The organism is Roseateles sp. P1_C1_2, assembly GCF_056406535.1.
The window spans coordinates 46,225-72,310 of record NZ_JBFUAB010000007.1 but is presented as its reverse complement, the minus strand read 5'-3'; the positions used below and the strand labels follow the sequence as shown (position 1 = coordinate 72,310).

Below are 26,086 nucleotides of genomic sequence, written 5' to 3'. Positions count from 1 at the left end.
TTGTCATGTCCGTTTAGCTCTCGCACGGGCCAGGGCGGCTTCGATGGCGGCGCGCTTGCGGTCGAGTTGGGCAGGGTCGGTGATTGCCGACGCTGCCGGGAGATCAGCCAGCTTGGCTTGAGCCTTCTCGGCCAGGCGTGCTTCGTTCTCTTCGGCCTCGCGATGGCGGCGGAACTGGCGGAAGGCGTAGCGCTCGCGGGCCTCGCTGGCCTGGGGCGGGCTCCAGGCCGCCCATCCCGTCGTGGCCGTCACCTCGGGCATGGAGATGCAGTCCACCGGGCAGGCCGGCACGCAGAGCTCACAGCCCGTGCACTGGGCGGTGACGACGACATGCATGGCCTTGGGGGCGCCGACGATGCAGTCCGCCGGGCAGGCCTTGATGCACAGCGTGCAGCCTATGCACCAGGCTTCGTCGATGACGGCGACGCCGCGCGTGGCTTCGATGCCGTTGGCGGGATTCAGGGCCAGGGCAGGGCGGCCGGTGATTTCGGAAAGCCTGACCACGCCCTCGGCTCCGCCGGGCGGGCATTGGTTGATCTCGGCCTCACCCGCGGCAATGGCATCGGCGTAGCGGCGGCAGTCCGGGTAGCCGCAGCGCGTGCATTGGGTCTGCGGCAGTGCGGCGTCGATCAGCTCGGCGAGCTTCACGCCTTGCGTGTTCGCTTGGCGGCCGGCTTGGCTGCGGTCTTGGCCACGGTGACCTTGGCGGTCTTCTTCAGCGGCGCAGCCTCGTACTTGGCGATGAAGTCGCGCACCTCGGGGTAGACCTTCTCGCGCCAGCGGCGGCCCGAGAAGATGCCGTAGTGACCCGCGCCGATGGCGTCGTAGTGGAACTGGTGGGCCTTGGGCACGCCGGAGCAGATGTCGTGCGCCGCCTTGGTCTGGCCGGCGCCGGAAATGTCGTCCAGCTCGCCTTCGACGGTGAACAGTGCCGTGGTCGTGATGTCCTGCGGGCGCACGAAGTGGCCGTCGACCTCCCAGGTGCCGTTGACCAGCGCGAAGTCCTGGAACACCGTCTTGATGGTGTCGAGGTAGTACTCGGCAGGCATGTCCAGCACGGCGTTGTACTCGTCGTAGAACTTGCGGTGGGCTTCAGCGCTGTCATCGTCGCCGCGCACCAGGTCCAGGAAGTAGTCGTAGTGCGAGGACAGGTGGCGGTCCGGGTTCATCGCAACGAAGCCGGTGTGCTGCAGGAAGCCGGGGTAGACCTCGCGGCCGGCGCCGGGAAAGTTGGTCGGCACGCGGTAGATGACGTTGTTCTCGAACCAGCTGTAGCTGCGGTTCATGGCCAGGTTGTTGACGGCCGTCGGGCTCTTGCGGGCGTCGATGGGGCCGCCCATCATGGTCATGCTGCGCGGCGTGGGCTCGCCGGCGCTGGCCATCAGCGAGATGGCGGCCAGCACGGGCACGGTGGGCTGGCAGACGGACATCACATGGCAGTCGGCACCGCCGACGTGGCCGATGAACTCACGCACATAGGCGATGTAGTCGTCCAGATGGAAGGGGCCGACGTCCAGCGGCACCATGCGGGCGTCGGTCCAGTCGGTGATGTAGACCTTGTGGTCCTTCAGCAGCTGCTTGACGGTCTCGCGCAGCAGCGTGCTGTGGTGGCCCGACAGCGGCGCCACGACCAGGACGGTGGGCTGGTCCTTCATCTTGGACAGCACCTTCAGATCGTCCGTGTAGCGCTTGAAGCGCAGCAGGCGGCAGAAGGGCTTCTCCAGCGCCACCAGCTCCTGCACCGCCACGTCGACACCATCGACCTCGACCGACTTGATGTCGAACTCGGGCTTCTCGTAGTCCTTTGCCAGACGGTGCATCAGGTCCAGGCCGGCCGACAGGCGCTGCGCCATCGGCGTGTGCGCAAACGGCGACAGTGGATGGCTGTAAAGCTTGGCCGACGCGGCTGCGAATTCCGAGAAGGGACTCATCAGCGCGCGCTGGGTTTCGAAGAACTGATACAGCATGGCAAACCTTGAACTAGGGGGCCTGGGATGCCCCGATGGTGCCAGAAAACGCTTTCGGCCTTGTGCGCTGCAACATTCGATTGCCGGTCAAACCGCCAATCCTGCGCACTTCAAAGGTGCATTCAGCCCTTGATGACGGCCGCCATCGCACTGGCGACAGTGGGCAAATTGCCCTCGTTCAGTGYGGCGACGCAGATGCGGCCCGAGTCCACGCCATAGACACCGAACTCATCGCGCAGCCGCTGCATCTGGGCGGCGGTGAGGCCCGAATAGCTGAACATGCCCAGCTGTTCGGTGACGAAGGAGAGGTCCTGGGTCACACCGGCAGCCTTCAGCGCCGCCACCAGTGCACCGCGCATCGCCTTGATGCGCACGCGCATGCCGGCCAGTTCCTCCTCCCACAGGCCGCGCAGCTTGTCGTCGGACAGCACCTGGGCGACGACCTGAGCACCATGGGTGGGCGGATTGGAATAGTTGGTGCGGATCATGATCTTCAGCTGCGACAGCACGCGCACGGCTTCCTCGTCGCTGCTGCAGACGACGCTCAGCGCACCGCAGCGCTCGCCGTACAGCGAGAAGCTCTTGGAGAAACTGGTCGACACGAAGAAGCCCACGCCGGCCGCCATGAACTGGCGCACGGCCTCGCCGTCTTCCTTCAGGCCGAAACCGAAGCCCTGGTAGGCCATGTCCAGGAAGGGCGTCAGGCCCTTGGCCTTGACGGCGGTGACGACCTGGGCCCATTGGGCGGCGGTGATGTCATAGCCGGTCGGGTTGTGGCAGCAGGCATGCAACACCACGACCGTGCCGGCCGGCGCGCTGTTCAGCGCGGCCAGCATGCCGTCGAAGTTGACGCCCTTGTTGGTGGCGTCGTAATAGGGGTAGGTTTCGACCGTGAAGCCGGCCTGGGTGAACAGCGCGCGGTGGTTCTCCCAGCTCGGGTCAGAGATCAGCACCTTGGCGCCGGGGTTGAGCTGCTTCAGGAAGTCGGCACCGATCTTCAGCGCGCCGGTGCCGCCGATGGCCTGCACGGTGGCGACCTTCTTCAGCTCAGCGCCGAAGACCAGCTTCTGCACGGCCTTGTCATAGGCGGCGATGCCGTCGATGGGCAGGTAGCCGCGCGGCTTGGGGGCGGCGGCCATGGCGGCTTCGGCCTCGCGAACGCATTTCAGCAGCGGGAGCTTGCCGTTCTCGTCGTAATAGACGCCGACGCCGAGGTTGACCTTGCCCGGGCGGGTGTCGGCATTGAACTGCTCGTTCAGGCCGAGGATGGGATCACGAGGGGCAAGGGCGACATCGGCGAACAAAGACATGACGGCATTCCTGAAAGGACGTTGGCAGGAGGGGAGGCTTGAAGAATCAGGGTCTGCGCTAACCTGTTTGGTTTCGCAGCGCAGCAATTTTGCCCGTGAACCCAGGGAATTCCCCATGCAAGAAGCCTTGAACGCCATGCCCGGCTCCGAAAGTGACTCGGAGGAACGCAAGGGCGAATTCGTCAGCTTCGAAGGCTCGCCGTTCCAACTGTTCCAGCCTTTCCCTCCGGCGGGGGATCAACCCACGGCCATTGCCCAGCTGATCGAGGGCATCAACGATGGCCTCAGCTACCAGACGCTGCTGGGCGTGACGGGCTCGGGCAAGACCTTCACGATGGCCAATGTCATCGCCCGCCTGGGCCGCCCGGCCATCATCTTTGCGCCCAACAAGACGCTGGCGGCGCAGCTCTACAGCGAGTTCCGGGACTTCTTTCCGAACAACGCGGTCGAATACTTCGTCAGCTATTACGACTATTACCAGCCCGAGGCCTATGTGCCGCAGCGCGACCTCTTCATCGAGAAGGACAGCGCGATCAACGAGCACATCGAGCAGTTGCGCCTGTCCTGCACCAAGAGCCTGCTGGAGCGGCGCGACGTGATCATCGTGGCCTCGGTGTCGGCCATCTACGGTATCGGCAACCCCAGCGACTACCACCAGATGGTGATGACGCTGCGCGTGGGCGACAAGATGGGCCAGCGTGACGTCATCGCCCACCTGATCCGCATGCAGTACACGCGCAACGAGATGGAGTTCGTGCGTGGGCATTTCCGCGTGCGCGGCGACACCATCGACGTGTTTCCGGCCGAGCACTCCGAGCTGGCCATCCGCATCGAGCTGTTCGATGACGAGATCGAGGCGCTGTCGCTGTTCGACCCGTTGACGGGCCAGATCCGCCAGAAGATCCCGCGTTTCACCGTCTACCCGAGCAGCCACTACGTGACGCCGCGGGACCGCGTGCTGGCGGCGACGGACGCGATCAAGGCGGAGCTGCGCGAGCGCGTCGACTTCTTCGTCAAGGAGGGCAAGCTGGTCGAGGCGCAGCGCGTCGAGCAGCGCACTCGCTTCGACCTCGAGATGCTGCAGGAGGTGGGGCACTGCAAGGGCATCGAGAACTACACCCGGCACCTGTCCGGCGCCCAGCCTGGCGACCCACCGCCGACGCTGGTGGACTACCTGCCCAAGGACGCCATCATGTTCCTGGACGAGAGCCATGTGCTGATCGGCCAGTTCGGCGGCATGTACAACGGCGACCGGGCGCGCAAGACGACGCTGGTGGAGTACGGCTTCCGCCTGCCGTCGGCGCTGGACAACCGGCCGCTGAAGTTCGCCGAGTTCGAACGCAAGATGCGCCAGGCCGTGTTCGTGTCGGCCACGCCGGCCCAATACGAGCAGGACAACGCCGGCCAGGTGGTCGAGCAGGTGGTGCGGCCGACCGGCCTCGTCGACCCCATCGTCGAGGTTCGCCCGGCCACCCAGCAGGTGGACGATGTGCTGCAGGAGATCCGCCTGCGCGTCGAGGTTAATGAGCGGGTGCTGATCACGACGCTGACCAAGCGCATGGCCGAACAATTGACAGACTACCTCAGCGACAACGGCGTCAAGGTGCGCTATCTGCACTCCGACGTGGACACGGTGGAGCGGGTCGAGATCCTGCGCGACTTGCGCCTGGGCGCCTTTGACGTGCTGGTGGGCATCAACCTGCTGCGCGAAGGCCTGGACATCCCCGAGGTGTCGCTGGTCGCCATCCTGGATGCCGACAAGGAAGGCTTTCTGCGCGCCGAGCGCAGCCTGATCCAGACCATTGGCCGCGCAGCCCGCAACCTGAACGGCAAGGCCATCCTCTACGGCGACCGCATCACCGAGTCGATGCGCAAGGCCATCGGCGAGACCGAACGTCGCCGCGCCAAGCAGGTGGCTTTCAACGAGGAAAACGGCATCACGCCGCGCAGCGTGACCAAGCGCATCAAGGACCTCATCGACGGGGTGTACTCCGCCGAATCCGGCCGCGACGACGCGAAATTGCTGGCAGCGGCCAAGATCGAGGACTTGTCGGAGAAGGATCTGGCCAAACGTATTGCCCAGCTCGAAAAGCAGATGCTGGAGCACGCCCGCAACCTGGAGTTCGAGCAGGCGGCCCGCATTCGGGATCAACTGGGGCAACTTCGCGAGCAGGCCTTCGGGGCCCGCGTCCACGACAACATCGTGCCTCTGGACAGTGCTCGCAAGGTGGGGGCGCGCTGAGGCTGCTGCGGCGCAGCAAAGAAACCCGTCCAAACCTAGGGGCTAGTGAGTAACCCTGGGAGAGGCTCGATTAGTCGAGTAAAATGATCGGAAATGATTTGCTCGGCTATTGTCCCGGTTATTCCGGGTTAACCCCCAATCATTTGACCTGGACAAATCGTGTTCAGGCACCTCGCAAAGGAGTTTCGTATGCGTCTCACCACCAAAGGCCGGTTTGCAGTCACCGCGATGTTGGACTTGGCGCTGCGCGAGAACACGGGTCCGGTCGCGCTGGCGGCGATCAGCCAACGCCAGCAGATTTCCCTCTCCTACCTGGAGCAGCTGTTCGGCAAGCTGCGCCGCCATGAGCTGGTGGAAAGCACCCGCGGCCCGGGCGGCGGTTACTCGCTCGGTCGCAAGGCCGAGGACATCACCGTTGCCGACATCATCGTCGCCGTGGACGAGGCGCTGGACGCCACCGGCTGTGGCGGCAAGGAAAACTGCATGGGTGAGGACAGCGGTCGCTGCATCACCCATGAACTCTGGACCAATCTGAACGCCAAGATGATCGAGTACCTCGATTCGGTCTCGCTGCGCAAGCTCGCCGACGAGCAACTCGCCAAGGGCTTCGAGGTCGAGGCGGCGCCGGTCAAGCGGGCCATCTCCAGCCAGCCGGTGCTCAAGCCCATCCGCGTGACGGCGCCGAATTCGGTCTTTGCCCTGGGTGGCGCGTTCAGCAAGTAAGTCTTTCAGAAGAACTCAAAAGAAGTCGTTCCATGGACATGACCCCGCACTTCCCGATCTACCTCGACTACGGCGCAACGACGCCGTGCGATCCCCGCGTGGTGGACGCGATGATTCCCTGGTTGCGCGAGCATTTCGGCAACCCGGCATCGCGCAGCCACGCCTGGGGCTGGGAAGCGGAAGAGGCGGTTGAGAAGGCGCGTGTGCAGGTCGCCGAGCTGATCGGCGCCGACCCGCGCGAGATCGTCTGGACGTCCGGCGCCACCGAGTCGAACAACCTGGCACTCAAGGGCGCCGCCCAGTTCTACAAGACCCGCGGCAAGCACCTGATCACCGTGAAGACCGAGCACAAGGCCGTGCTCGACACCATGCGTGAACTGGAGCGCCAGGGCTTCGACGTGACCTATCTCGATGTGCTGGAGAACGGCCTCGTCGACCTGGAAGCCTTCAAGGCCGCGCTGCGCGCCGACACCATCCTGGCTTCGGTCATGTTCGTGAACAACGAGATCGGTGTCGTCCAGGACGTCGTCGCGCTGGGCAATCTGTGCCGCGAGCGCGGCATCATCTTCCACGTCGATGCGGCCCAGGCCACCGGCAAGGTCGAGATCGACATGGCCAAGCTGCCCATCGACCTGATGAGCCTGGCCTCGCACAAGAGCTATGGTCCCAAGGGCATCGGCGCCCTCTACGTGCGCCGCAAGCCGCGCATCCGCCTGGAAGCGCAGATGCACGGCGGTGGCCACGAGCGCGGCATGCGCTCCGGCACGCTGCCCGTGCACCAGATCGTCGGCATGGGCGAGGCCTTCCGCATCGCCCGCGAGGAGATGGGTGCCGAGAACGAACGCATCCGCGCGCTGCACAACAAGCTGATCAAGGGCCTGTCCGGTATCGAGCAGACCTTCATCAACGGTGACCTCGAGCACCGTGTGCCGCACAACCTGAACATCTCGTTCAATTACGTCGAGGGTGAGTCCCTGATCATGGGCGTGAAGGGCCTGGCGGTGTCGTCGGGTTCGGCCTGCACCTCGGCCAGCCTGGAGCCCAGCTATGTGCTGCGCGCGCTGGGCCGCAGCGACGAGCTGGCCCACAGCTCGCTGCGCATGACCATCGGCCGCTTCACGACCGAAGAAGAAATCGACTACGCGATCAGCGTGCTGACCGACCGCGTGGCCAAGCTGCGCGAACTGTCCCCGCTTTGGGACATGTACAAGGACGGCATCGACATCTCGACCATCCAGTGGGCTGCCCACTGAGCGTCGACACAGGAGAACACCATGGCATACAGCGAAAAGGTCGTTGACCACTACGAGAACCCCCGCAACGTCGGCAAGTTCGACAACGGCGATGACGACATCGGCACCGGCATGGTCGGCGCACCGGCCTGCGGCGACGTGATGAAACTGCAGATCAAGGTCAACCCGGCGACCGGCCTCATCGAGGACGCCAAGTTCAAGACCTATGGCTGCGGCTCGGCCATCGCCTCCAGCTCCCTCGTGACCGAATGGGTCAAGGGCAAGACGCTGGATCAGGCGCTGACGATCAAGAACACGCAGATCGCCGAGGAGCTGGCCCTGCCACCGGTCAAGATCCACTGCTCCATCCTGGCCGAAGACGCCATCAAAGCCGCGGTGGACGACTACCGCGCCAAGCACGCCAACTGACATGTCCGTCACGCTGACCGAAGCTGCGGCCCGCCACGTCAAGCGCTACATCGCCAAGCGCGGCAAGGGCGTGGGCGTGCGGCTGGGCGTGAAGACGACCGGCTGCTCGGGCCTGGCCTACAAGCTCGAATACGCCGACGACGTGGCGCCCGAGGATGTGGTCTTCGAAGGTCATGAGGTCAAGATCCTCATCGACCCCAAGAGCCTGCCCTACCTCGACGGCACCGAGCTGGACTTCGTTCGCGAAGGCCTGAACGAAGGCTTCAAGTTCCGCAATCCGCGCGAGAAGGACAAGTGCGGTTGCGGCGAGTCCTTCCGTGTCTGAAACTCGCTGACTCCATGACAGGCGCGGTGTGAACCGCGCCTTTTGCTTTTCCACCCGCCATGCGCCTCACCGACAACGACTTCCAGCTCTTTGGCCTGCCTGAACGGCAAGCCCAGGTGCGCGCCGACATCGATGCGCGCTGGAAGTCGCTGCAAGCCGAGGTCCACCCCGACCGCTTCGCATCGGAAGGCGCCGCCGCCCAGCGCGTGGCCATGCAGTGGGCCATGCGTGTCAACGAAGCCCACCAGCGCCTGCGCGACCCGCTCAGGCGCGCCGCCTATCTGTGCGAGCTGCGTGGTGCGCCGGTTCAAGCCGAGAACAACACGCAGATGCCCGCGGCCTTCCTGATGCAGCAGATGGAATGGCGAGAGGCGCTTGACGACGCCGATGGCGAAGCCGCTCTCCAGGCGCTGGACGACGACGCGGCGCAAGCCGAAACCACTGCGCTCGCCACCGTGCAGCGCCTGCTCGATGAAGCCGGCAACGCGCCGGCTGCCGCATCCCAGGTCCGCGCGCTGATGTTCATCCAGCGCTTCCGTGCCGATATCGACCAGCGCCTCGCCGCGCTGGATGCCTGAACACCATGGCCCTTCTCCAGATTTCCGAACCCGGCGCGTCGCCCGACCCGCACCAGCGCCGCATCGCCGTCGGCATCGACCTCGGCACGACGCACTCCCTCGTCGCCGCCGTGCGTCACGGCGTGGCCGAATGCCTGCCCGACGAACAGGGCAGGGTGATCCTGCCGTCCGCCGTGCGCTACCTGCCCGAAGGCCGTCGCCAGATTGGTGCCGACGCGCTCGCCGCGCAGGCCGACGAYCCCGAGAACACCATCGTCTCGGTCAAGCGCTTCATGGGCCGTGGCCTGGCTGACGTGGCCAACCGTGAGCAGCTGCCCTACCAGTTCGAAGACCGTCCCGGCATGCTGGCCATCGCCACGCGCGATGGCGTGAAGAGCCCGGTCGAGGTGTCCGCCGAGATCCTGGCCACGCTGCGCTTTCGCGCCGAGGACAGCTTCGTCGACGACCTGTTCGGCGCCGTCATCACGGTGCCGGCCTATTTCGACGACGCCCAGCGCCAGGCCACCAAGGACGCCGCCGAACTGGCCGGCCTCAAGGTGCTGCGCCTCATCAACGAACCCACGGCAGCGGCCATCGCCTATGGGCTGGACAACGCCAGCGAAGGCCTCTACGCCGTCTACGACCTGGGCGGCGGCACCTTTGACATCTCGCTGCTGCGCCTGACGCGCGGCGTGTTCGAGGTTGTCGCGACGGGCGGCGATGCGGCCCTGGGGGGCGACGACTTCGATCGCGTGTTGGCCGACTGGGCGCTCGCGGGCCGTGCCATGGAATCGGCCCACGACAAGCGCGCTGTCCTCGTCGCGGCGCGTGCCGCCAAGGAGGCCCTGTCTGACGCGGACTCGACCGAGCTGGTGGCCGCGCTGGATGCCGGCGAGCTGCGTGTGGCCGTCACCCGCGCTCAATTCGAAGAGCTCGTCCAGCCGCTGATCGCCAAGACGCTGTCGTCCGTGAAGCGCGTGCTGCGCGACGCCAAGGTCAAGGCAGTCGACGTGGTGGGCACGGTCATGGTTGGCGGCTCCACGCGCATGCCCGTCGTTCGCGGCGCGGTGAGCGAGCTGTTCGGCCGCGAGGTGCTGACCAACCTGAACCCGGATGAGGTCGTCGCGCTGGGCGCCGCCATCCAGGCCAACCAGCTGGCAGGCAATGCCGCCGACGGCGAAATCCTGCTGCTGGACGTGATCCCGCTGTCCCTCGGCCTCGAAACCATGGGCGGCCTGGCCGAGCGTGTCATCGAGCGCAACTCGACCATCCCCGTCGCCAAGGCCCAGGACTTCACGACCTTCAAGGATGGCCAGACCGCGCTGGCCATCCATGTCGTGCAGGGCGAGCGCGAGCTGGTCAGCGAATGCCGTTCGCTGGCGCGCTTCGAGTTGCGCGGCATCCCGCCCATGGTGGCCGGTGCGGCCCGCATCCGTGTCAGCTTCCAGGTCGACGCGGACGGGTTGCTCAGCGTGTCCGCCGAGGAGCTGACCTCGGGCGTGCAGGCAGCCATCACCGTCAAGCCGAGCTACGGCCTTGGCGACGACGAGATTGCCAACATGCTGAAGGATGGTTTTGCCAGCGCCGAGGGCGACATGGCGGCGCGCAAGCTGCGCGAAGCCAAGGTCGAGGCCGAGCGCATGGTCCTGGCGACGCGCAGCGCGCTGGCTGCCGATGGCGACCTGCTGCCGGCGGCGGAGCGCGACGCGCTGGAAGCGCGCCTCAAGGACCTGGCCGCGATGGACGGCGATGCCGATGCCCTCGACGCCGCCGTCAAGGCGCTGGCCGAGGCGACCGAAGGCTTTGCCGCCGAGCGCATGAACCGCTCCATCGCCCGCGCGCTGACCGGCCGTGCCGTCAACCAGATTTGAGAACTGACATGCCCGTCATCAAGATCCTTCCCCACGCTGAGTACTGCCCCGACGGCGCCAGCATCACGGCGACGCCCGGCACGTCGATCTGCGAAGCCCTGCTGGCCAACGATATCCACATCGAGCATGCCTGCGACCAGGTCTGCGCCTGCACGACCTGCCACGTCATCGTGCGTGAAGGCGGCCGTTCGCTGAGCGAGATGGAAGAAGACGAAGAGGACATGCTCGACCGCGCCTGGGGGCTTGAGCCCGACTCGCGCCTGTCCTGCCAGGCGCTGCTGCGCCAGCAGGATGTGACGGTCGAGATTCCCAAGTACTCGATCAACCACGCCAAGGAAGGCAAGTGACCTCCGTGCGGCGCATCCTCGGGTTCGAGTCGTCCTGCGACGAGACCGGGGTTGCGCTTGTCGAGATCGATGGCAATGTGCCGCCGAAGCTGGTGGCGCAGGCGCTGCACAGCCAGATCACGATGCACCAGGCCTATGGCGGCGTCGTGCCGGAGCTCGCCTCGCGCGACCATGTGCGCCGCGTGCTGCCGCTGACGCGCGAGGTGCTGTCGCAGGCCGGCCTGGCGCTGCATGACATCGACCTGATCGCCTACACGCAGGGCCCTGGCCTCGCAGGCGCTTTGCTTGTCGGCGCTGGCGTGGCCGTGTCGCTGGCCGCCGCGCTGGACGTGCCGGCCTTGCCCATCCATCACCTGGAAGGGCATCTGCTGTCGCCCTTCCTGTCGGCCGATCCGCCGGAATTCCCTTTCGTCGCGCTGCTCGTCAGCGGCGGTCACACGCAGTTGATGCGCGTGGACGATGTGGGCAGCTACGAGATCCTTGGCGAAACCATCGATGACGCCGCCGGCGAGGCCTTTGACAAGAGCGCCAAGCTGCTCGGCCTGCCTTACCCGGGTGGCCCGCACCTGGCGCGCATGGCCGAGTTCGGCAACCCCGCGGCTTTCACGCTGCCGCGCCCGCTGCTGCACAGCGGCAAGCCGGACTTCAGCTTTGCCGGCCTGAAGACGGCAGTGCTGACGCAGGTGAAGAAGATCGGTGATTCACCCTGCGAGCAGACCAAGGCCGATCTCGCTGCGGCGACGCAGGAAGCCATCGTCGAGGTGCTGGTGAAGAAATCGCTGCTGGCCTTGAAGATGACCGGCCTGAAGCGCCTCGTCGTTGCCGGCGGTGTCGGTGCAAACACGAAGCTGCGTGAGCAACTGAACGCCGCCTGTGCCAAACGGGGCGTGCGTGTGCACTACCCCGAGCTGGCTCTGTGCACCGACAACGGCGCCATGATCGCGATGGCCGCCGCGCTGCGGGTGCAGCGCGGCATGGCCAACCCGAGGCAGGACGGCGGCTTTGAAGTCCGTCCGCGCTGGGAACTGACGTCGGCTTAGTTGACCGTCAGCTGGCCGCCGTTCTCGGCGACACGCTTGACCAGGTTCAGCGTCAGCACGCCGTTCTCGAAGCGGGCTTCCGATTGCGTCTGGTCGATCTCGACCGGCAGCGAGAAGCTGCGGGCGTAGCGGGCGGCGCGGCGCTCGCTGTACAGCAGGCGCGAGCCGTCGGTGGCGGCTTCGCTCTCCGGCGTGACGGTTTCGACGTTCACGCGGCGGCCTTCGATGCGAACCTTGACGGCCTCCTTGGCCACGCCGGGCATGTCGACGGTGACGCGGTAGGCCTTGTCGTCCTCAGAAACGTCCAGCGCCGGGCTGCGGGCGGCATTGCTGTCGGCGTCGAACTGGCGCAGGGCGCGGGCAACGTGGCGGGGGTGGGTCAGATAGAACATGGTGAAGAAACTCCAGTGGTTGCGCTGCTGAACCAGTCGGGAGCAGCACCCGATGACCCAGAGATGTGGCGATGCGAGGGCGCTTCAAGGCCTGTTTTTGCGTTGGCGCAGAGATGTCACGCATTTGCAGGGCAGGGCGGTTTGGGCTCTTGAAACCCTCGTTGGCTGCCCCACGTCCGCCCGCTTGGCCTGCCGCGGTTTGGGTCTCCTGCCGCTTTGGGCTAGAATCCGCAGGTTTTGCGCTTCACGGTGCAGAACATTTAGCACGGCTAGGGGCGGTTTCCCCCTTGTCCGCAAGTCAACCCCGGAAACCGTCTGCGGCAGCACCAGCAGTTGTGCCTTGCCCGGCCGGACTTCCGAAACCTTTTGGAAAACAAAATGTCCGTCGCCGACAAGAAGGCCGAAATCGTCAAGGCCAACGCGCGCAGCGCCAATGACACCGGCTCGCCGGAAGTCCAGGTCGCCCTGCTGACCGCCCGCATCAACGATCTGACCCCCCACTTCAAGACCCACGCCAAGGACCACCACGGTCGTCGCGGTCTGCTGAAGATGGTCAACACCCGCAAGAGCCTGCTGGCCTACCTGAAGCGCGTTGACTCCAGCCGTTATGTCGCGCTGATCGCCAAGCTGGGCCTGCGCAAGTAATTCCCGCCAATCCACGAGGAGCCTGTCTGGTCCATTAGCCCAGTACAGGCTCTTTGTCCATCTATCTGCCGGAACCGAGCTGACGTGGTGTCGGATCATTCCAAGACGGTTTGTTGAGCCGCCCTGGAATGGCATCTGGACCAAACCCAGTCTCGTTCCCGGTTCCCTCGGGTGCCCCCGCACCCACCACAACCAGGAGATGAGCATGTCCATTTTCAACAAGGTCACGAAGTCCTTCCAATGGGGCCGCCACAACGTCGTGCTGGAAACGGGTGAAGTCGCCCGCCAGTCCACCGGCGCCGTCCTCGTCAACATCGAAGGCACCGTCGTGCTGGCCACCGTGGTCGCCAAGACCGAAGCCAAGGCCGGCCAGGACTTCTTCCCGCTGACCGTCGACTACCTCGAAAAGACCTACGCCGCCGGCAAGATCCCCGGCAGCTTCTTCAAGCGTGAAGGCCGCCCCAGCGAGCATGAGACGCTGACCAGCCGCTTGATCGACCGCCCGATCCGCCCGCTGTTCCCGGAAGGCTTCTTCAATGAAGTCCAGGTCGTCATCCACGTGGTGAGCCTGAACCCTGAAGTGCAGGCCGACATCGCCGCCCTGATCGGCACGTCCGCCGCGCTGGCCATCTCCGGCATCCCGTTCAACGGCCCGATCGGCGCCGCCCGCGTGGGCTATGTGAACGGCGAGTACCTGCTGAACCCCGCCAAGTCGGAGCTGGTCAACAGCCAGATGGACCTGGTCGTCGCCGGCACGCAAAGCGCCGTGCTGATGGTTGAATCCGAAGCTTCGGGCCTGTCGGAAGAAATCATGCTCGGCGCCGTTGTCTTCGGTCACGAGCAAGGCAATGTCGCCATCGCCGCGATCAACGACCTGGTGCGCGACGCCGGCAAGCCGACCTGGACCTGGACCGCGCCCGCCAAGGACGAAGCCTTCATCGCCAAGGTCAACGGCCTCGCCGAAGGCCCGCTGCGCGAGGCCTACCAGATCCGCTCCAAGCAGGCCCGCACGCAAGCCTGCCGCGCCGTGACGTCCAGCGTCTTCGCCGCGCTGAAGGACGAAGGCGTCGCTTTCGACAAGGTCGAGGTCGAAGGTCTGCTGTTCGAGATCGAAGCCCGCATCGTCCGCAGCCAGATCCTGGCCGGCGAGCCGCGCATCGACGGCCGCGACACCCGCACCGTGCGTCCCATCGAAATCCGCAACGGCATCCTGCCGCGCACCCACGGCTCGGCGCTGTTCACGCGCGGCGAGACGCAGGCCCTGGTCATCGCGACCCTGGGCACAGACCGTGACGCCCAGCGCATCGACGCGCTGGACGGCGAGTTCGAAGACCGCTTCATGATGCACTACAACATGCCCCCCTTCGCCACCGGCGAGACGGGTCGTGTGGGTTCGCCGAAGCGCCGCGAAATCGGCCACGGCCGCCTGGCCAAGCGCGCGCTGATCGCCGCGCTGCCGAGCAAGGAAGACTTCCCCTACTCGCTGCGCGTCGTCTCCGAAATCACCGAGTCCAACGGCTCTTCGTCGATGGCTTCCGTCTGCGGCGGCTGCCTGGCACTGATGGACGCCGGCGTGCCGATGAAGGCCCACGTGGCCGGCATCGCCATGGGCCTGATCAAGGACGCCAACCGCTTCGCCGTGCTGACCGACATCCTGGGTGACGAAGATCACCTGGGCGACATGGACTTCAAGGTGGCCGGCACGACGACCGGCATCACCGCCCTGCAGATGGACATCAAGATCCAGGGCATCACCAAGGAAATCATGCAGGTCGCCCTGGCGCAAGCCAAGGAAGCCCGCCTGCACATCCTCGGCAAGATGACCGAAGCCATGGGCAGCGCCAATACCGAGGTGTCGCAGTTCGCGCCGCGTCTGTACACGATGAAGATCAACCCGGAGAAGATCCGTGACGTCATCGGCAAGGGCGGCTCGACCATCCGTGCGCTGACCGAAGAGACCGGCACGACCATCGACATCGGCGAAGACGGCACCATCACCATCGCCTCGACGGACGCTGACAAGGCCGAACTGGCCAAGAAGCGCATCCAGGAAATCACGGCCGAAGTCGAAGTCGGCAAGGTCTACGAAGGCCCGATCACCAAGATCCTGGACTTCGGTGCTCTCGTGAACCTGCTGCCCGGCAAGGACGGCCTGCTGCACATCAGCCAGATCGCCCACCAGCGCGTCGAGAAGGTCACGGACTTCCTGAGCGAAGGCCAGATCGTCAAGGTCAAGGTGCTGGAGACGGACGAGAAGGGTCGCATCAAGCTGTCGATGAAGGCGCTGATCGACCGCGAGGCCGCACCGGCTCCGGCGGCTCCGGCTGCTGACGCCCCGGCCGCGGAGTAAACGCTGCAGCGATGAAAGCCATCGCGATCACCCGCCCCGGCGGGCCCGAGGTGCTGGAACTGGCCGAACGGCCAGATCCAGTCGCGGGCTCGGGCGAGTGCCTGATCCGCGTTGCAGCTTCCGGCATCAATCGGCCGGACGTGCTGCAGCGCAAGGGCGCTTACCCGCCGCCGCCCGGCGCGAGCGATCTGCCAGGGCTGGAGGTTGCTGGCGAGATCGTCGCGGGCGATGTCCAGGCGCTGGCCGCGCATGGCTTCAAGCTGGGTGACAAAGTCTGCGCGCTGGTCAACGGCGGCGGCTATGCCGAGCTGTGCACCGCGCCTGTCGGCCAATGCCTGCCGGCGCCCAAGGGTTGGACGCTGACGCAGGCGGCGACGCTGCCTGAAACCTGCTTCACCGTCTGGGCGAACGTGTTCGACCGCGCGGGTCTGCAATCGGGCGAGACGCTGCTGATCCATGGCGGCTCCAGCGGCATCGGCGTGACGGCCATCCAGATCGCCAAGGCGCTGGGTGCGCGTGTGCTGGTGACGGTGGGCAGCGCCGACAAGGCCGAAGCCTGCAAGGCGCTGGGTGCCGATGTGGCGATCAACTACCGCGAACATGATTTCGTCGCCGAAGCCAAGGCCGCCACCGGCGGTCGCGGTGTCGACGTGATCCTGGACATGGTGGCTGGCGACTACATTGGCCGCGGCGTGCAGGCGCTGGCCGAGGATGGTCGCCTGGCATTGATCGCCGTGCAGGGCGGTGTGAAGGCTGAGATCGATGCCGGCCTCGTGCTTCGCAAGCGCCTCACGATCACCGGCTCGACGCTGCGCCCGCGTTCCGCGGCCTTCAAGGCCCAGCTCGCGCGCTCGTTGCGCGACAAGGTCTGGCCGCTGATCGAGGCGGGGCTTGTCAAACCCGTGGTGTATCGCGAGCTGCCGGCTGCCAACGCGGCCGAGGCGCATGCGCTGATGGAATCGAACCAGCACGTCGGCAAGATCGTGCTGAACTGGTGATGGAGTCGACATGAGAAGAAAACTCGTCGTGGGTAACTGGAAGATGCATGGCAGCCGCGCTGCCAATGCCCAGCTGCTCGCCGGCCTCAAGGAAGCCGGCCCCTGGAACGCCGACGTCGCCGTCTGCGTGCCGTTTCTCTACATCGCCGAGACGGCGCTCGCGCTGACCGGCGCGTCCATTGCCTACGGCTCGCAGGACTGCTCCTCGCACGAGCAGGGCGCCTACACCGGCGAGGTGTCCAGCGCGATGCTGGCCGACGTCGGCTGCCGCTACGCCATCGTGGGTCATTCGGAGCGCCGTGCCTATCACGCGGAGAGTGACCAGCTCGTTGCCGACAAGGCCAAGGCTGCGCTGGCCCATGGCGTGACGCCCATCGTCTGCGTCGGCGAAACCCGCGCCGAGCGCGAGGCTGGCCAGACTGAAGCCGTCGTCAAGCGCCAGCTGGCGGCGGTCATCCACACGCTGGGTCACTGCACCGGCGAAATGGTCGTCGCCTACGAGCCCGTCTGGGCCATCGGCACCGGCCTGACCGCCACGCCTGCCGAAGCGCAAGCGGTGCATGCCGTGCTGCGTGCCCAGCTGCATGCGGCGACGGACAAGTCCGGTGCCATGCGCATCCTCTACGGCGGCAGCGTCAAGGCCGACAACGCGGCCGAGCTGTTCTCGCAGGCTGATATCGACGGTGGCCTGATTGGCGGTGCTTCGTTGAAGGTGGCCGACTTTGCCGCCATCTGCCGCGCGGCAGCCCACTGAGTTTTCACGGTGCCCCGATGAAGCGGGGTGCTACTAGAGTTTTGATGGAGTGTTTGGAATGCAGGTCTTTGCGAATCTGGTGTTGATCGTTCAGTTGCTCTCGGCTCTGGCGATCATTGGTCTGGTGCTGGTGCAGCACGGCAAGGGTGCCGACATGGGCGCCTCCTTTGGCAGCGGCGCTTCGGGCAGCCTGTTTGGCGCCACCGGCAGTGCCAACTTCCTGTCGCGCAGCACGGCCGTCGCGGCCACGCTGTTCTTCGGTTGCACGCTGGGCCTGGCCTTCCTGTCCAACAGCCGCCCGGCCGCGTCGAGCGCCGACAGCGTGCTGGACCGCGCCGCCGTCGTCGCGCCCGCCGCTTCGGGTGCCGCCGCCATCCCTGGCGCCGTCGTCGCGCCGGCTGCTGCGGCTTCGGTGGCCGCGTCCGCCGCGTCCGCCGCGCCCAACTGAAGACCGACTAAAAACCTCGTCTCCTCACCGGGACACCCCTAATTCCCGGTATAGAATTCGAGGCTGTCTGGCAGGCCTTCCCTCCTTGGGTTGCCAGGCACTTTGAGTACCTGCCGTCGTGGTGAAATTGGTAGACACGCTATCTTGAGGGGGTAGTGGCGAAAGCTGTGCGAGTTCGAGTCTCGCCGACGGCACCAGACAATCGGCTAGCATTCCCGTTGGTCCTGATGCGGGAATCAGCCAAAGCGGCCTGTCGCTAGGTTGCCCAGCCTGGAGCTGGGTTGACCGACGCAAGGTTCAAGGCGGGCGCGATCCGCGAGCGAGTTCTTTCGATTCGCTGGTGGCGCGCCTGTTTGCTTTTGTGCCCTGCTCGCGCAGGGGCCGCGTGGACGAAGAGACGTTCTAGTCGACCGAGAAAGCCCAGATGAATCTCGAACAATACCTGCCCGTCATCCTCTTCATCTTGGTCGGCGCAGTAGTCGGGATCGCACCCCAGGTGCTCGGCGCGTTGCTCGGGCCCAATCGGCCGGACAAGGCCAAGAACTCCCCCTACGAATGCGGCTTCGAGGCCTTTGAAGACGCGCGCATCAAATTCGATGTGCGGTACTACCTCGTCGCCATCCTGTTCATTCTTTTCGACCTGGAAATCGCCTTCCTGTTCCCCTGGGCCGTGGCGCTCAAGGAAATCGGTGCAACGGGCTTCTGGGCGATGATGATCTTCCTCGGCATTCTGGTCGTCGGCTTCGCCTACGAGTGGAAAAAAGGCGCCCTGGACTGGGAATAAGCGCTACGCCAAACACGCTGCTGGGAATTCGAAATGGGTATTGAAGGCGTCCTGAAAGAGGGCTTTGTCACCACCTCGGTCGACAAGCTCATCAACTGGTCCAAGACCGGCTCGCTGTGGCCGATGACGTTTGGCCTGGCCTGCTGTGCAGTCGAGATGATGCATGCGGGTGCCGCGCGCTACGACATCGACCGCTTCGGCATGCTGTTCCGTCCCAGCCCGCGTCAGTCCGATCTGATGATCGTGGCCGGCACGCTGTGCAACAAGATGGCGCCGGCCCTGCGCAAGGTCTACGRCCAGATGGCCGAGCCGCGCTGGGTGCTCTCGATGGGCTCCTGCGCCAATGGCGGCGGCTATTACCACTACAGCTATTCCGTCGTGCGCGGCTGCGACCGCATCGTGCCGGTGGACGTCTACGTGCCCGGCTGCCCGCCGACGGCCGAGGCGCTGCTCTACGGCATCCTGCAGCTGCAGGCCAAGATCCGCCGCGAAAACACCATTGCACGCTGAGCGCCAAGGTATGAGCCTGAATCTCGAAACCCTGGCCCAGCAAGTTGGTGCCGTCCTTGGCGAGCACGTCGTCGAGCTGAAGAACGCCCTGGGCGAACTGACGCTGACCGTGCGCGCGGCCGACTACCTCGAAGTCGCGACGACGCTGCGCGACCACCCCGAGCTCAAGCTTGAGCAGTTGATCGACCTCTGCGGCGTCGACTACAGCGGCTTTGGCGACGGCGCCTGGGAAGGCCAGCGCTATGCCGTCGTCAGCCACCTGCTGTCGGTCAGCAAGAACTGGCGCCTGCGCCTGAAGGTGTTCGCCACCGACGACGACTTCCCCTGCGTGGCCTCGGTCACCGAGGTGTGGAGCGCCGCCAACTGGTTTGAGCGCGAGGCCTTCGACATGTATGGCGTCATCTTCGACGGCCACAGCGACCTGCGCCGCATCCTGACCGACTACGGCTTCATCGGCCACCCGATGCGCAAGGACTTCCCGGTGTCGGGTCATGTCGAGATGCGCTACGACGCCGAGCAGAAGCGAGTCATCTACCAGCCGGTGACCATCGAGCCGCGTGAAATCACGCCTCGCATCATTCGCGAAGACAAGTACGGCGGGCTCTGAACCATGGCCGAAATCAAGAACTACACCCTCAACTTCGGTCCGCAGCATCCGGCCGCGCACGGCGTGCTGCGCCTGGTGCTGGAGCTGGACGGCGAAGTCATCCAGCGCGCCGACCCGCATATCGGCCTGCTGCACCGTGCGACCGAGAAGCTTGCCGAGAGCAAGACCTACATCCAGTCGCTGCCCTATATGGACCGCCTCGACTACGTGTCGATGATGGCCAACGAGCAAGCCTACTGCCTGGCCATCGAGAAGATGCTGGGCGTCGACGTGCCGGTCCGTGCTCAGTACATCCGCGTGATGTTCGCGGAGATCACGCGCCTGCTGAACCACCTGATGTGGCTGGGCGCGCACGGCCTGGATTGCGGTGCGATGAATGTGCTCATCTACTGCTTCCGCGAGCGCGAAGACCTGTTCGACATGTACGAGGCGGTCTCGGGCGCGCGCATGCACGCGGCCTACTTTCGGCCGGGCGGCGTCTACCGCGACCTGCCGGACACGATGCCGCAGCACAAGGCCAGCAAGATCCGCAACAAGAAGGACATCGATCGCCTCAACGAGAACCGCCAGGGCTCGCTGCTGGACTTCATCGACGACTTCTGCGCGCGTTTCCCCAAGAACGTCGACGACTACGAAACGCTGCTGACCGACAACCGCATCTGGAAGCAGCGCACGGTCGGCATCGGCGTCGTGTCGCCCGAGCGCGCGCTGAACCTGGGCTTCACCGGCCCCATGCTGCGCGGCTCCGGCATCGCCTGGGACTTGCGCAAGAAGCAGCCCTACGACGTCTACGACAAGCTGGACTTCGACATCCCCATCGGCACCAACGGCGACACCTACGACCGCTATGTCGTGCGCGTGGAAGAGATGCGCCAGTCCAACCGCATCATCCAGCAGTGCTCGGCCTGGCTGCGTGCCAATCCCGGCCCGGTCATCACCGACAACCACAAGGTGGCGCCGCCTTCGCGCGTGGACATGAAGTCCAACATGGAAGAGCTGATCCACCACTTCAAGCTCTTCACCGAGGGCTTCCACGTGCCCGAGGGCGAGGCCTATGCGGCCGTCGAGCACCCCAAGGGCGAGTTCGGCATCTACATGATCAGCGACGGCGCCAACAAGCCCTACCGCCTGAAGATTCGCCCGCCGGGCTTTGCCCATCTGGCGGCGCTGGATGAGATGGGTCGCGGCCACATGATTGCGGACGCCGTCGCCATCATCGGCACCATGGACATCGTGTTCGGCGAGATTGATCGATGAGCTACCAACTCTCTGACGCCACCCGCGCGCGCTTCGACCGCGAGGTCGCCAAGTACCCCTACGAGATGCGCCAGTCTGCCGTCATGGCCTGCCTGGCCATCGTGCAGCAGGAAGAGGGCTTCGTGTCCCGCGCCGCGGAAGACGTGATCGCCGCCCACCTCGGCATGCCGACCATTGCGGTCTACGAGGTGACGACCTTCTACAACATGTTCAACCAGCGCCCGACGGCCAAGTTCAAGCTGAACGTCTGCGCCAACCTGCCCTGCCAGCTGCGTGACGGCCAGAAGGCGCTGGATCATCTGTGCAGCAAGCTCGGCATCGAGCAGGGCGGCACGACGGCCGACGGCCTCTTTACCGTGCAGAAGAGCGAGTGCCTGGGCGCCTGCGCCGACTCGCCGGTGATGCTGGTGAATGACCGCCAGATGTTGAGCTTCATGACGACCGAGCGCCTGGACGAACTCGTCGACGTGCTGCGGTCTGAAGCAGCCAAGGCCTGAGGACGACGATGCTGGACCTTTCCAAATTCCAAGCCACCGGCGCCGAGACCTGTTTCCACGGTCGCCACATCAGCCCGCAGATCTACGCGGACCTGGACGGCAAGAACTGGTCGATCAAGGACTATGAAGCCCGCGGTGGCTATGCAGCCCTGCGCAAGATCCTCGGCAAGGACGGTGGCGAAGGCCTGACGCCCGACCAGGTCATCGCCGAGGTCAAGACCTCGGCCCTGCGCGGCCGCGGCGGCGCAGGCTTCCCCACGGGCCTGAAGTGGAGCTTCATGCCCCGCCAGTTCCCGGGCCAGAAATACCTCGTCTGCAATTCCGACGAAGGTGAGCCGGGCACCTGCAAGGACCGCGACCTGCTGATGTTCAACCCGCACCAGGTCATCGAGGGCATGGCCATCGCTGCCTACGCGATGGGCATCAAGGTCGGCTACAACTACATCCACGGCGAGATCTTCGAGGTCTACGAGCGCTTCGAGGCGGCCCTGGAAGAGGCCCGCGCCGCTGGTTACCTCGGCGACAAGATCATGGGCTCGGACTACAGCTTCCAGCTGCACGGCCACCATGGTTTCGGCGCCTACATCTGCGGCGAAGAGACGGCGCTGCTGGAATCGCTGGAAGGCAAGAAGGGCCAGCCGCGCTTCAAGCCGCCGTTCCCGGCCAGCTTCGGCCTGTACGGCAAGCCCACCACCATCAACAACACCGAGACCTTCGCGGCGGTTCCCTGGATCATCCGCAACGGCGGCCAGGCCTACCTGGAGATCGGCAAGCCCAACAACGGCGGCACCAAGCTGTTCTCGGTGTCGGGTGACGTCGAGAAGCCCGGCAACTTCGAGGTGCCGCTGGGCACGTCCTTCGAGAAGCTGCTTGAGCTGGCCGGTGGCGTGCGCAAGGGCCGCAAGCTCAAGGCCGTCATCCCTGGCGGTTCGTCCGCGCCGGTGCTGCCGGCCGACGTGATGATGCAGTGCACGATGGACTACGACTCCATCGCCAAGGCCGGCTCCATGCTGGGCTCGGGCGCCGTCATCGTCATCGACGACTCGCGCTGCATGGTGCAGAGCCTGCTGCGCCTGTCCTACTTCTACGCCCACGAGTCCTGCGGCCAATGCACGCCCTGCCGCGAAGGCACGGGCTGGATGCACCGCGTGCTGGAGCGCATCTATCACGGCGAGGGCAGGGCAGAGGACATCGACCTGCTGAACTCGGTGGCCGACAACATCCAGGGCCGCACGATCTGCGCGCTGGGCGACGCTGCCGCGATGCCCGTGCGCGCCATGATCAAGCACTTCAAGCACGAGTTCGTGCACCTGATTGAACACAAGAAGCCCCTGGTGGCTCCGACCTGAGCGCCTAGAGAAACACCACCATGGTTGAAATCGAACTCGACGGTCAGAAGGTCTCGGTCCTGGAAGGCAGCATGGTCATGCATGCCGCCGAGAAGGCCGGCACCTACATCCCGCACTTCTGCTATCACAAGAAGCTCAGCATCGCGGCCAACTGCCGCATGTGCCTGGTGGACGTGGAGAAGGCGCCCAAGCCCATGCCGGCCTGCGCGACGCCGGTCACGCAGGGCATGATCGTCCGCACCAAGAGCGACAAGGCGATCAAGGCCCAGCAGGGCGTCATGGAATTCCTGCTGATCAACCACCCGCTGGATTGCCCGATCTGCGACCAGGGCGGCGAGTGCCAGCTGCAGGACCTGGCCGTCGGCTACGGCGCAGGAAAAAGCCGCTACACCGAAGAGAAGCGCGTCGTCTTCCACAAGAACGTCGGCCCGCTGATCTCGATGGAAGAGATGAGCCGCTGCATCCACTGCACCCGCTGCGTGCGCTTCGGCCAGGAGATCGCCGGCCAGATGGAGCTGGGCATGGCCCACCGCGGCGAGCACAGCGAGATCCAGACCTTCGTCGGCCGCACGGTGGACTCCGAGCTGTCGGGCAACATGATCGACATCTGCCCGGTCGGCGCGCTGACCAGCAAGCCCTTCCGCTACAGCGCCCGCACCTGGGAGCTGTCGCGCCGCAAGAGCGTCAGCCCGCACGATTCGACCGGTGCCAACCTGATCGTCCAGGTCAAGAACCACCAGGTCCTGCGCGTCGTGCCGCTGGAGAACGAAGACGTCAACGAATGCTGGATCGCCGACCGCGACCGCTTCAGCTATGAAGCGCTGAACAGCGACCAGCGCCTGACCGCGCCCATGATCAAGCAGGGCGGCGCCTGGAAGCAGGTCGACTGGACCACGGCGCTGGAATACATCGCCAACGGCCTCAAGACCATCAAGGCCGACCACGGTGCAGCGTCCATCGGCGCGCTGGGCTCGGCCCACAGCACGGTGGAAGAGCTGCATCTGCTCGCACAACTCGTGCGCGGCCTGGGCAGCGACAACATCGACCACCGCCTGCGCCACAGCGACTTCGGCAACGCCGCAGCCGCTGGTCAGGCACGTTGGCTGGGTACCAGCATCGCCAGCCTGTCCGAGCTGGACCGTGCGCTGGTCGTCGGCTCCAACCTGCGCAAGGACCACCCGCTGTTCGCCGCCCGCCTGCGCCACGCTGCGCGCCGCGGTGCCGCCGTGCATCGCGTGGGCGTCAGCAACGATGACTGGCTGATGCCGCTTGCCGGCTCGACCTCCGTCGCGCCGTCGGGCTGGGTGCAAGCCCTGGCCGACGTCGCCGCCGCCATTGGCGCTGGCGCGCCGCTCGCCGGCACGGCCACGGACGAAGCCAAGGCCATCGCCGCCAGCCTCGCGTCCGGCCAGAAGAAGGCCATCCTGCTCGGCAATGCCGCCGCCGAACACCCGCAGGCCGCCAGCCTGCTGGCGCTGGCGCAGTGGATAGCCCAGCAGACCGGCGCCAGCGTCGGCTATCTGACGGCCGCCGCCAACAGTGTCGGCGCGCAGCTCGTGAAGGCCCAGCCGCAGATCGACGGCCTGAACGCCGGCCAGATGCTGAGCGGCACGTCGCTGAAGGCCGCGCTGCTGCTGAACACCGATCCGGTGCTCGACGCTGCCAACGCCGCCGCCGCCGCCAAGGCGTTGGACGCGGCCGAGATGGTCGTCGTGCTGAGCCCGTTCAAGACCGGCCTCGAATACGCCGACGTGCTGCTGCCCGTCGCGCCGTTCACCGAGACCTCGGGCTCATTCGTCAACGCCGAGGGCCGTCTGCAGAGCTTTGTCGGCGTCGTGCGCCCGCTGGCCGAGACGCGTCCGGGCTGGAAGGTGCTGCGCGTGCTGGGCAATCTGCTCGGCTTGGCCGGTTTCGACCAGGACAGCTCCGAGCAGGTCCGCGAACAGGCCCTGGGTGGCGACATCGCTGCCCGCCTGTCCAACACCACCTCGGCCGCACCGCAAGCCGCGGCCAAGGGTGAGGGCGTCGAGCGCTTCGGCAACCTGCCCATCTACGCGACCGACGCGCTGGTGCGCAACTCCACGTCGCTGCAGCTGACCACCGACGGCCGCGAAGCCGCCACGGTCGGCCTGCCCAGCAGCCTGTGGCAACAGCTTGGCTTGGCTGAAGGCGACCAGGTTCGCGTCGTGCAGGATGGTGGCGCCGCCCAACTGCCCGCCCGCCTCGAAGCCGGCCTGCCGGAAGGCGTGGCCCGCGTGCCCGCCGGCCTCGCACAAACCGCCGCGTTGGGTGCTGCCTTCGGCACGCTCAACATCAGCAAGGTCTGAGGGAGCTGACAAGAATGATCGACACCCTCTACCAACAAGGCGCGTCGCTGCTGGGGGCCCTGTGGCCCCTGGTGTGGAGCCTGATCAAGATCATCGTGGTCGTGGCGCCGCTGATGATCTGCGTCGCCTACCTGACGCTGTGGGAGCGCAAGGCCATCGGCTGGTCGCAGATCCGCCCGGGCCCGAACCGCGTCGGCCCCTACGGCCTGCTGACCCCCATCGCCGATGCGGTCAAGCTGATCTTCAAGGAGATCATCAAACCCACCGCCGCCAGCAAGGGCCTGTTCTTCCTCGGACCGGTCATGACCATCATGCCGGCGCTGGCCGCCTGGGCCGTCGTGCCTTTCGGCCCGGATGCCGCCGTGGCCAACGTCAATGCCGGCCTGCTGTACCTGATGGCCATCACCTCGCTCGAGGTCTACGGCGTCATCATCGCCGGCTGGGCGTCGAATTCGAAGTACGCCTTCCTGGGCGCACTGCGCGCCTCGGCCCAGATGGTCTCGTATGAGATCGCGATGGGCTTTGCCCTCGTCGTCGTGCTGATGGTGACCGGCAGCCTGAACATGACCGAGGTCGTGCAGGTGCAGGAGCGCGGCTGGTTCGCGGCCCACGGCGTGCCGCTGCTGTCGTGGAACTGGCTGCCGCTGTTCCCCATCTTCATCGTGTACTTCATCTCCGGCCTGGCTGAAACCAACCGCCACCCCTTCGACGTCGTCGAAGGCGAATCGGAAATCGTCGCCGGCCACATGATCGAGTACTCGGGCATGTCGTTCGCGATGTTCTTCCTGGCCGAGTACGCCAACATGATCCTGGTGTCGGCCCTGGCCGTGCTCATGTTCCTGGGCGGCTGGAGTGCACCGATTTCCTGGAGCCTTTTCGGCATGGAGACGCCGGCCTTCATCCAGCACACGATGGCGTTCTGGAATTGGGCCTGGCTGTTCGGCAAGACCTTCTTCGTCGTCACGACCTTCCTGTGGGTGCGCGCCACGTTCCCGCGCTTCCGCTACGACCAGATCATGCGTCTGGGCTGGAAGATCTTCATTCCCATCACGCTGATCTGGCTGGTCGTTGTCGGTGCCTGGATGCAATTGCCGGCTCCGTACAACATCTGGAAGTGAGGCGGCG

The 26,086-nt window shown here is 65.7% G+C and carries 26 protein-coding genes and 1 tRNA gene; 23 read left to right on the top strand and 4 right to left on the bottom strand.

Annotated elements, in window-relative coordinates; translation table 11 throughout:
- Positions 1-3 precede the first annotated feature (3 nt).
- The 3 genes from rsxB to AC1D2H_RS08515 form a co-directional block, all read right to left on the bottom strand.
- Positions 4-648: an electron transport complex subunit RsxB gene (gene rsxB / locus AC1D2H_RS08525; RefSeq protein ID WP_478010631.1), complete on the bottom strand. Its 645-nt coding sequence runs from the start codon at positions 646-648 to the stop codon at positions 4-6.
- Positions 645-1,967 (bottom strand): polyhydroxyalkanoate depolymerase, encoded by a 1,323-nt coding sequence (locus AC1D2H_RS08520; RefSeq protein WP_478010630.1) that lies wholly within the window; start codon positions 1,965-1,967, stop codon positions 645-647. Before AC1D2H_RS08520 ends, rsxB begins: the two co-directional genes overlap by 4 nt.
- 122 nt (positions 1,968-2,089) lie before the next feature.
- Complete coding sequence (locus AC1D2H_RS08515; protein ID WP_478010629.1) at positions 2,090-3,277, bottom strand: amino acid aminotransferase; 1,188 nt, start codon at positions 3,275-3,277, stop codon at positions 2,090-2,092.
- A 115-nt stretch (positions 3,278-3,392) separates the two neighbouring features.
- Here AC1D2H_RS08515 and uvrB point away from each other — a divergent pair, with 115 nt between their 5' ends.
- The 9 genes from uvrB (at position 3,393) to tsaD (ending at position 12,043) form a co-directional block, all read left to right on the top strand.
- Positions 3,393-5,519 (top strand): excinuclease ABC subunit UvrB, encoded by a 2,127-nt coding sequence (gene uvrB, locus AC1D2H_RS08510; RefSeq protein WP_477934108.1) that lies wholly within the window; start codon positions 3,393-3,395, stop codon positions 5,517-5,519.
- 189 nt (positions 5,520-5,708) lie between these two features.
- Entirely contained in the window at positions 5,709-6,242 is a 534-nt protein-coding gene (gene iscR / locus AC1D2H_RS08505; RefSeq protein WP_025563988.1) for a Fe-S cluster assembly transcriptional regulator IscR, read from the top strand.
- A gap of 32 nt (positions 6,243-6,274) precedes the next feature.
- Entirely contained in the window at positions 6,275-7,495 is a 1,221-nt protein-coding gene (locus AC1D2H_RS08500) for an IscS subfamily cysteine desulfurase (RefSeq protein ID WP_478010628.1), read from the top strand.
- 21 nt (positions 7,496-7,516) lie between these two features.
- Positions 7,517-7,903 (top strand): Fe-S cluster assembly scaffold IscU, encoded by a 387-nt coding sequence (gene iscU / locus AC1D2H_RS08495; protein ID WP_477934112.1) that lies wholly within the window; start codon positions 7,517-7,519, stop codon positions 7,901-7,903.
- 1 nt (position 7,904) lies between these two features.
- Positions 7,905-8,228 (top strand): iron-sulfur cluster assembly protein IscA, encoded by a 324-nt coding sequence (gene iscA / locus AC1D2H_RS08490; RefSeq protein ID WP_057299626.1) that lies wholly within the window; start codon positions 7,905-7,907, stop codon positions 8,226-8,228.
- A 59-nt stretch (positions 8,229-8,287) separates the two neighbouring features.
- Positions 8,288-8,806, top strand: a complete 519-nt coding sequence (gene hscB, locus AC1D2H_RS08485; RefSeq protein ID WP_477934114.1) for a Fe-S protein assembly co-chaperone HscB — start codon at positions 8,288-8,290, stop codon at positions 8,804-8,806.
- A gap of 5 nt (positions 8,807-8,811) precedes the next feature.
- Positions 8,812-10,656, top strand: a complete 1,845-nt coding sequence (hscA, locus tag AC1D2H_RS08480) for a Fe-S protein assembly chaperone HscA (protein WP_478010627.1) — start codon at positions 8,812-8,814, stop codon at positions 10,654-10,656.
- A gap of 8 nt (positions 10,657-10,664) precedes the next feature.
- Positions 10,665-11,003: an ISC system 2Fe-2S type ferredoxin gene (gene fdx / locus AC1D2H_RS08475; RefSeq protein ID WP_056196904.1), complete on the top strand. Its 339-nt coding sequence runs from the start codon at positions 10,665-10,667 to the stop codon at positions 11,001-11,003.
- 5 nt (positions 11,004-11,008) lie between these two features.
- Positions 11,009-12,043 carry a tRNA (adenosine(37)-N6)-threonylcarbamoyltransferase complex transferase subunit TsaD gene (gene tsaD, locus AC1D2H_RS08470; protein ID WP_478010719.1) on the top strand — a complete coding sequence of 345 codons (1,035 nt, stop codon included), beginning with the start codon at positions 11,009-11,011 and terminating at the stop codon, positions 12,041-12,043.
- Here the strand turns inward: tsaD and AC1D2H_RS08465 are convergent.
- Positions 12,040-12,435, bottom strand: a complete 396-nt coding sequence (locus AC1D2H_RS08465; protein WP_477934118.1) for an Hsp20/alpha crystallin family protein — start codon at positions 12,433-12,435, stop codon at positions 12,040-12,042. The two genes, tsaD and AC1D2H_RS08465, sit on opposite strands and share 4 nt — an antisense overlap.
- Before the next feature lie 378 nt (positions 12,436-12,813).
- On the opposite strand from AC1D2H_RS08465, the gene rpsO reads away from it, so the two are divergent.
- The 14 genes from rpsO (at position 12,814) to nuoH (ending at position 26,079) form a co-directional block, all read left to right on the top strand.
- Complete coding sequence (gene rpsO, locus AC1D2H_RS08460) at positions 12,814-13,080, top strand: 30S ribosomal protein S15 (protein WP_477934120.1); 267 nt, start codon at positions 12,814-12,816, stop codon at positions 13,078-13,080.
- A 205-nt stretch (positions 13,081-13,285) separates the two neighbouring features.
- Positions 13,286-15,430, top strand: a complete 2,145-nt coding sequence (gene pnp / locus AC1D2H_RS08455; RefSeq protein ID WP_478010626.1) for a polyribonucleotide nucleotidyltransferase — start codon at positions 13,286-13,288, stop codon at positions 15,428-15,430.
- A gap of 11 nt (positions 15,431-15,441) precedes the next feature.
- Positions 15,442-16,428, top strand: coding sequence for an NAD(P)H-quinone oxidoreductase (locus tag AC1D2H_RS08450; RefSeq protein WP_478010625.1), 987 nt, complete (start codon positions 15,442-15,444; stop codon positions 16,426-16,428).
- 10 nt (positions 16,429-16,438) lie between these two features.
- Positions 16,439-17,182, top strand: a complete 744-nt coding sequence (gene tpiA, locus AC1D2H_RS08445) for a triose-phosphate isomerase (protein WP_478010624.1) — start codon at positions 16,439-16,441, stop codon at positions 17,180-17,182.
- Between the two features lie 58 nt (positions 17,183-17,240).
- Positions 17,241-17,630, top strand: coding sequence for a preprotein translocase subunit SecG (secG, locus tag AC1D2H_RS08440; RefSeq protein WP_478010623.1), 390 nt, complete (start codon positions 17,241-17,243; stop codon positions 17,628-17,630).
- A 112-nt stretch (positions 17,631-17,742) separates the two neighbouring features.
- Positions 17,743-17,827, top strand: a tRNA-Leu gene (locus tag AC1D2H_RS08435).
- A gap of 227 nt (positions 17,828-18,054) precedes the next feature.
- The gene (locus tag AC1D2H_RS08430; RefSeq protein ID WP_477934130.1) at positions 18,055-18,414 is read left to right on the top strand and encodes an NADH-quinone oxidoreductase subunit A; all 360 of its coding nucleotides are present in this window, start codon (positions 18,055-18,057) and stop codon (positions 18,412-18,414) included.
- A 33-nt stretch (positions 18,415-18,447) separates the two neighbouring features.
- Positions 18,448-18,924, top strand: coding sequence for a NuoB/complex I 20 kDa subunit family protein (locus AC1D2H_RS08425; protein WP_478010622.1), 477 nt, complete (start codon positions 18,448-18,450; stop codon positions 18,922-18,924).
- Positions 18,925-18,934: 10 nt separating this feature from the next.
- Positions 18,935-19,531 (top strand): NADH-quinone oxidoreductase subunit C, encoded by a 597-nt coding sequence (locus AC1D2H_RS08420; protein WP_478010621.1) that lies wholly within the window; start codon positions 18,935-18,937, stop codon positions 19,529-19,531.
- A 3-nt stretch (positions 19,532-19,534) separates the two neighbouring features.
- Positions 19,535-20,788, top strand: a complete 1,254-nt coding sequence (locus AC1D2H_RS08415; RefSeq protein WP_477934134.1) for an NADH-quinone oxidoreductase subunit D — start codon at positions 19,535-19,537, stop codon at positions 20,786-20,788.
- Positions 20,785-21,285, top strand: a complete 501-nt coding sequence (locus AC1D2H_RS08410) for an NADH-quinone oxidoreductase subunit NuoE family protein (protein WP_478010620.1) — start codon at positions 20,785-20,787, stop codon at positions 21,283-21,285. The genes AC1D2H_RS08415 and AC1D2H_RS08410 overlap by 4 nt, the downstream gene beginning before the upstream one ends.
- Positions 21,286-21,293: 8 nt before the next feature.
- Entirely contained in the window at positions 21,294-22,634 is a 1,341-nt protein-coding gene (gene nuoF / locus AC1D2H_RS08405; RefSeq protein WP_478010619.1) for an NADH-quinone oxidoreductase subunit NuoF, read from the top strand.
- A gap of 20 nt (positions 22,635-22,654) precedes the next feature.
- Positions 22,655-24,961 (top strand): NADH-quinone oxidoreductase subunit NuoG, encoded by a 2,307-nt coding sequence (gene nuoG, locus AC1D2H_RS08400; protein ID WP_478010618.1) that lies wholly within the window; start codon positions 22,655-22,657, stop codon positions 24,959-24,961.
- A gap of 14 nt (positions 24,962-24,975) precedes the next feature.
- The gene (gene nuoH / locus AC1D2H_RS08395; protein WP_477934142.1) at positions 24,976-26,079 is read left to right on the top strand and encodes an NADH-quinone oxidoreductase subunit NuoH; all 1,104 of its coding nucleotides are present in this window, start codon (positions 24,976-24,978) and stop codon (positions 26,077-26,079) included.
- Positions 26,080-26,086: the final 7 nt, after the last annotated feature.

Coding starts and splice junctions, on each gene's coding strand:
- AC1D2H_RS08520 (WP_478010630.1), bottom strand. CDS start 1,967: ATGCTGTATCAGTTCTTCGAAACCCAGCGCGCGCTGATGAGTCCCTTC.
- uvrB (WP_477934108.1), top strand. CDS start 3,393: ATGCAAGAAGCCTTGAACGCCATGCCCGGCTCCGAAAGTGACTCGGAG.
- iscR (WP_025563988.1), top strand. CDS start 5,709: ATGCGTCTCACCACCAAAGGCCGGTTTGCAGTCACCGCGATGTTGGAC.
- AC1D2H_RS08500 (WP_478010628.1), top strand. CDS start 6,275: ATGGACATGACCCCGCACTTCCCGATCTACCTCGACTACGGCGCAACG.
- iscU (WP_477934112.1), top strand. CDS start 7,517: ATGGCATACAGCGAAAAGGTCGTTGACCACTACGAGAACCCCCGCAAC.
- iscA (WP_057299626.1), top strand. CDS start 7,905: ATGTCCGTCACGCTGACCGAAGCTGCGGCCCGCCACGTCAAGCGCTAC.
- hscB (WP_477934114.1), top strand. CDS start 8,288: ATGCGCCTCACCGACAACGACTTCCAGCTCTTTGGCCTGCCTGAACGG.
- fdx (WP_056196904.1), top strand. CDS start 10,665: ATGCCCGTCATCAAGATCCTTCCCCACGCTGAGTACTGCCCCGACGGC.
- AC1D2H_RS08465 (WP_477934118.1), bottom strand. CDS start 12,435: ATGTTCTATCTGACCCACCCCCGCCACGTTGCCCGCGCCCTGCGCCAG.
- rpsO (WP_477934120.1), top strand. CDS start 12,814: ATGTCCGTCGCCGACAAGAAGGCCGAAATCGTCAAGGCCAACGCGCGC.
- pnp (WP_478010626.1), top strand. CDS start 13,286: ATGTCCATTTTCAACAAGGTCACGAAGTCCTTCCAATGGGGCCGCCAC.
- AC1D2H_RS08450 (WP_478010625.1), top strand. CDS start 15,442: ATGAAAGCCATCGCGATCACCCGCCCCGGCGGGCCCGAGGTGCTGGAA.
- tpiA (WP_478010624.1), top strand. CDS start 16,439: ATGAGAAGAAAACTCGTCGTGGGTAACTGGAAGATGCATGGCAGCCGC.
- secG (WP_478010623.1), top strand. CDS start 17,241: ATGCAGGTCTTTGCGAATCTGGTGTTGATCGTTCAGTTGCTCTCGGCT.
- AC1D2H_RS08430 (WP_477934130.1), top strand. CDS start 18,055: ATGAATCTCGAACAATACCTGCCCGTCATCCTCTTCATCTTGGTCGGC.
- AC1D2H_RS08420 (WP_478010621.1), top strand. CDS start 18,935: ATGAGCCTGAATCTCGAAACCCTGGCCCAGCAAGTTGGTGCCGTCCTT.
- AC1D2H_RS08415 (WP_477934134.1), top strand. CDS start 19,535: ATGGCCGAAATCAAGAACTACACCCTCAACTTCGGTCCGCAGCATCCG.
- AC1D2H_RS08410 (WP_478010620.1), top strand. CDS start 20,785: ATGAGCTACCAACTCTCTGACGCCACCCGCGCGCGCTTCGACCGCGAG.
- nuoF (WP_478010619.1), top strand. CDS start 21,294: ATGCTGGACCTTTCCAAATTCCAAGCCACCGGCGCCGAGACCTGTTTC.
- nuoG (WP_478010618.1), top strand. CDS start 22,655: ATGGTTGAAATCGAACTCGACGGTCAGAAGGTCTCGGTCCTGGAAGGC.
- nuoH (WP_477934142.1), top strand. CDS start 24,976: ATGATCGACACCCTCTACCAACAAGGCGCGTCGCTGCTGGGGGCCCTG.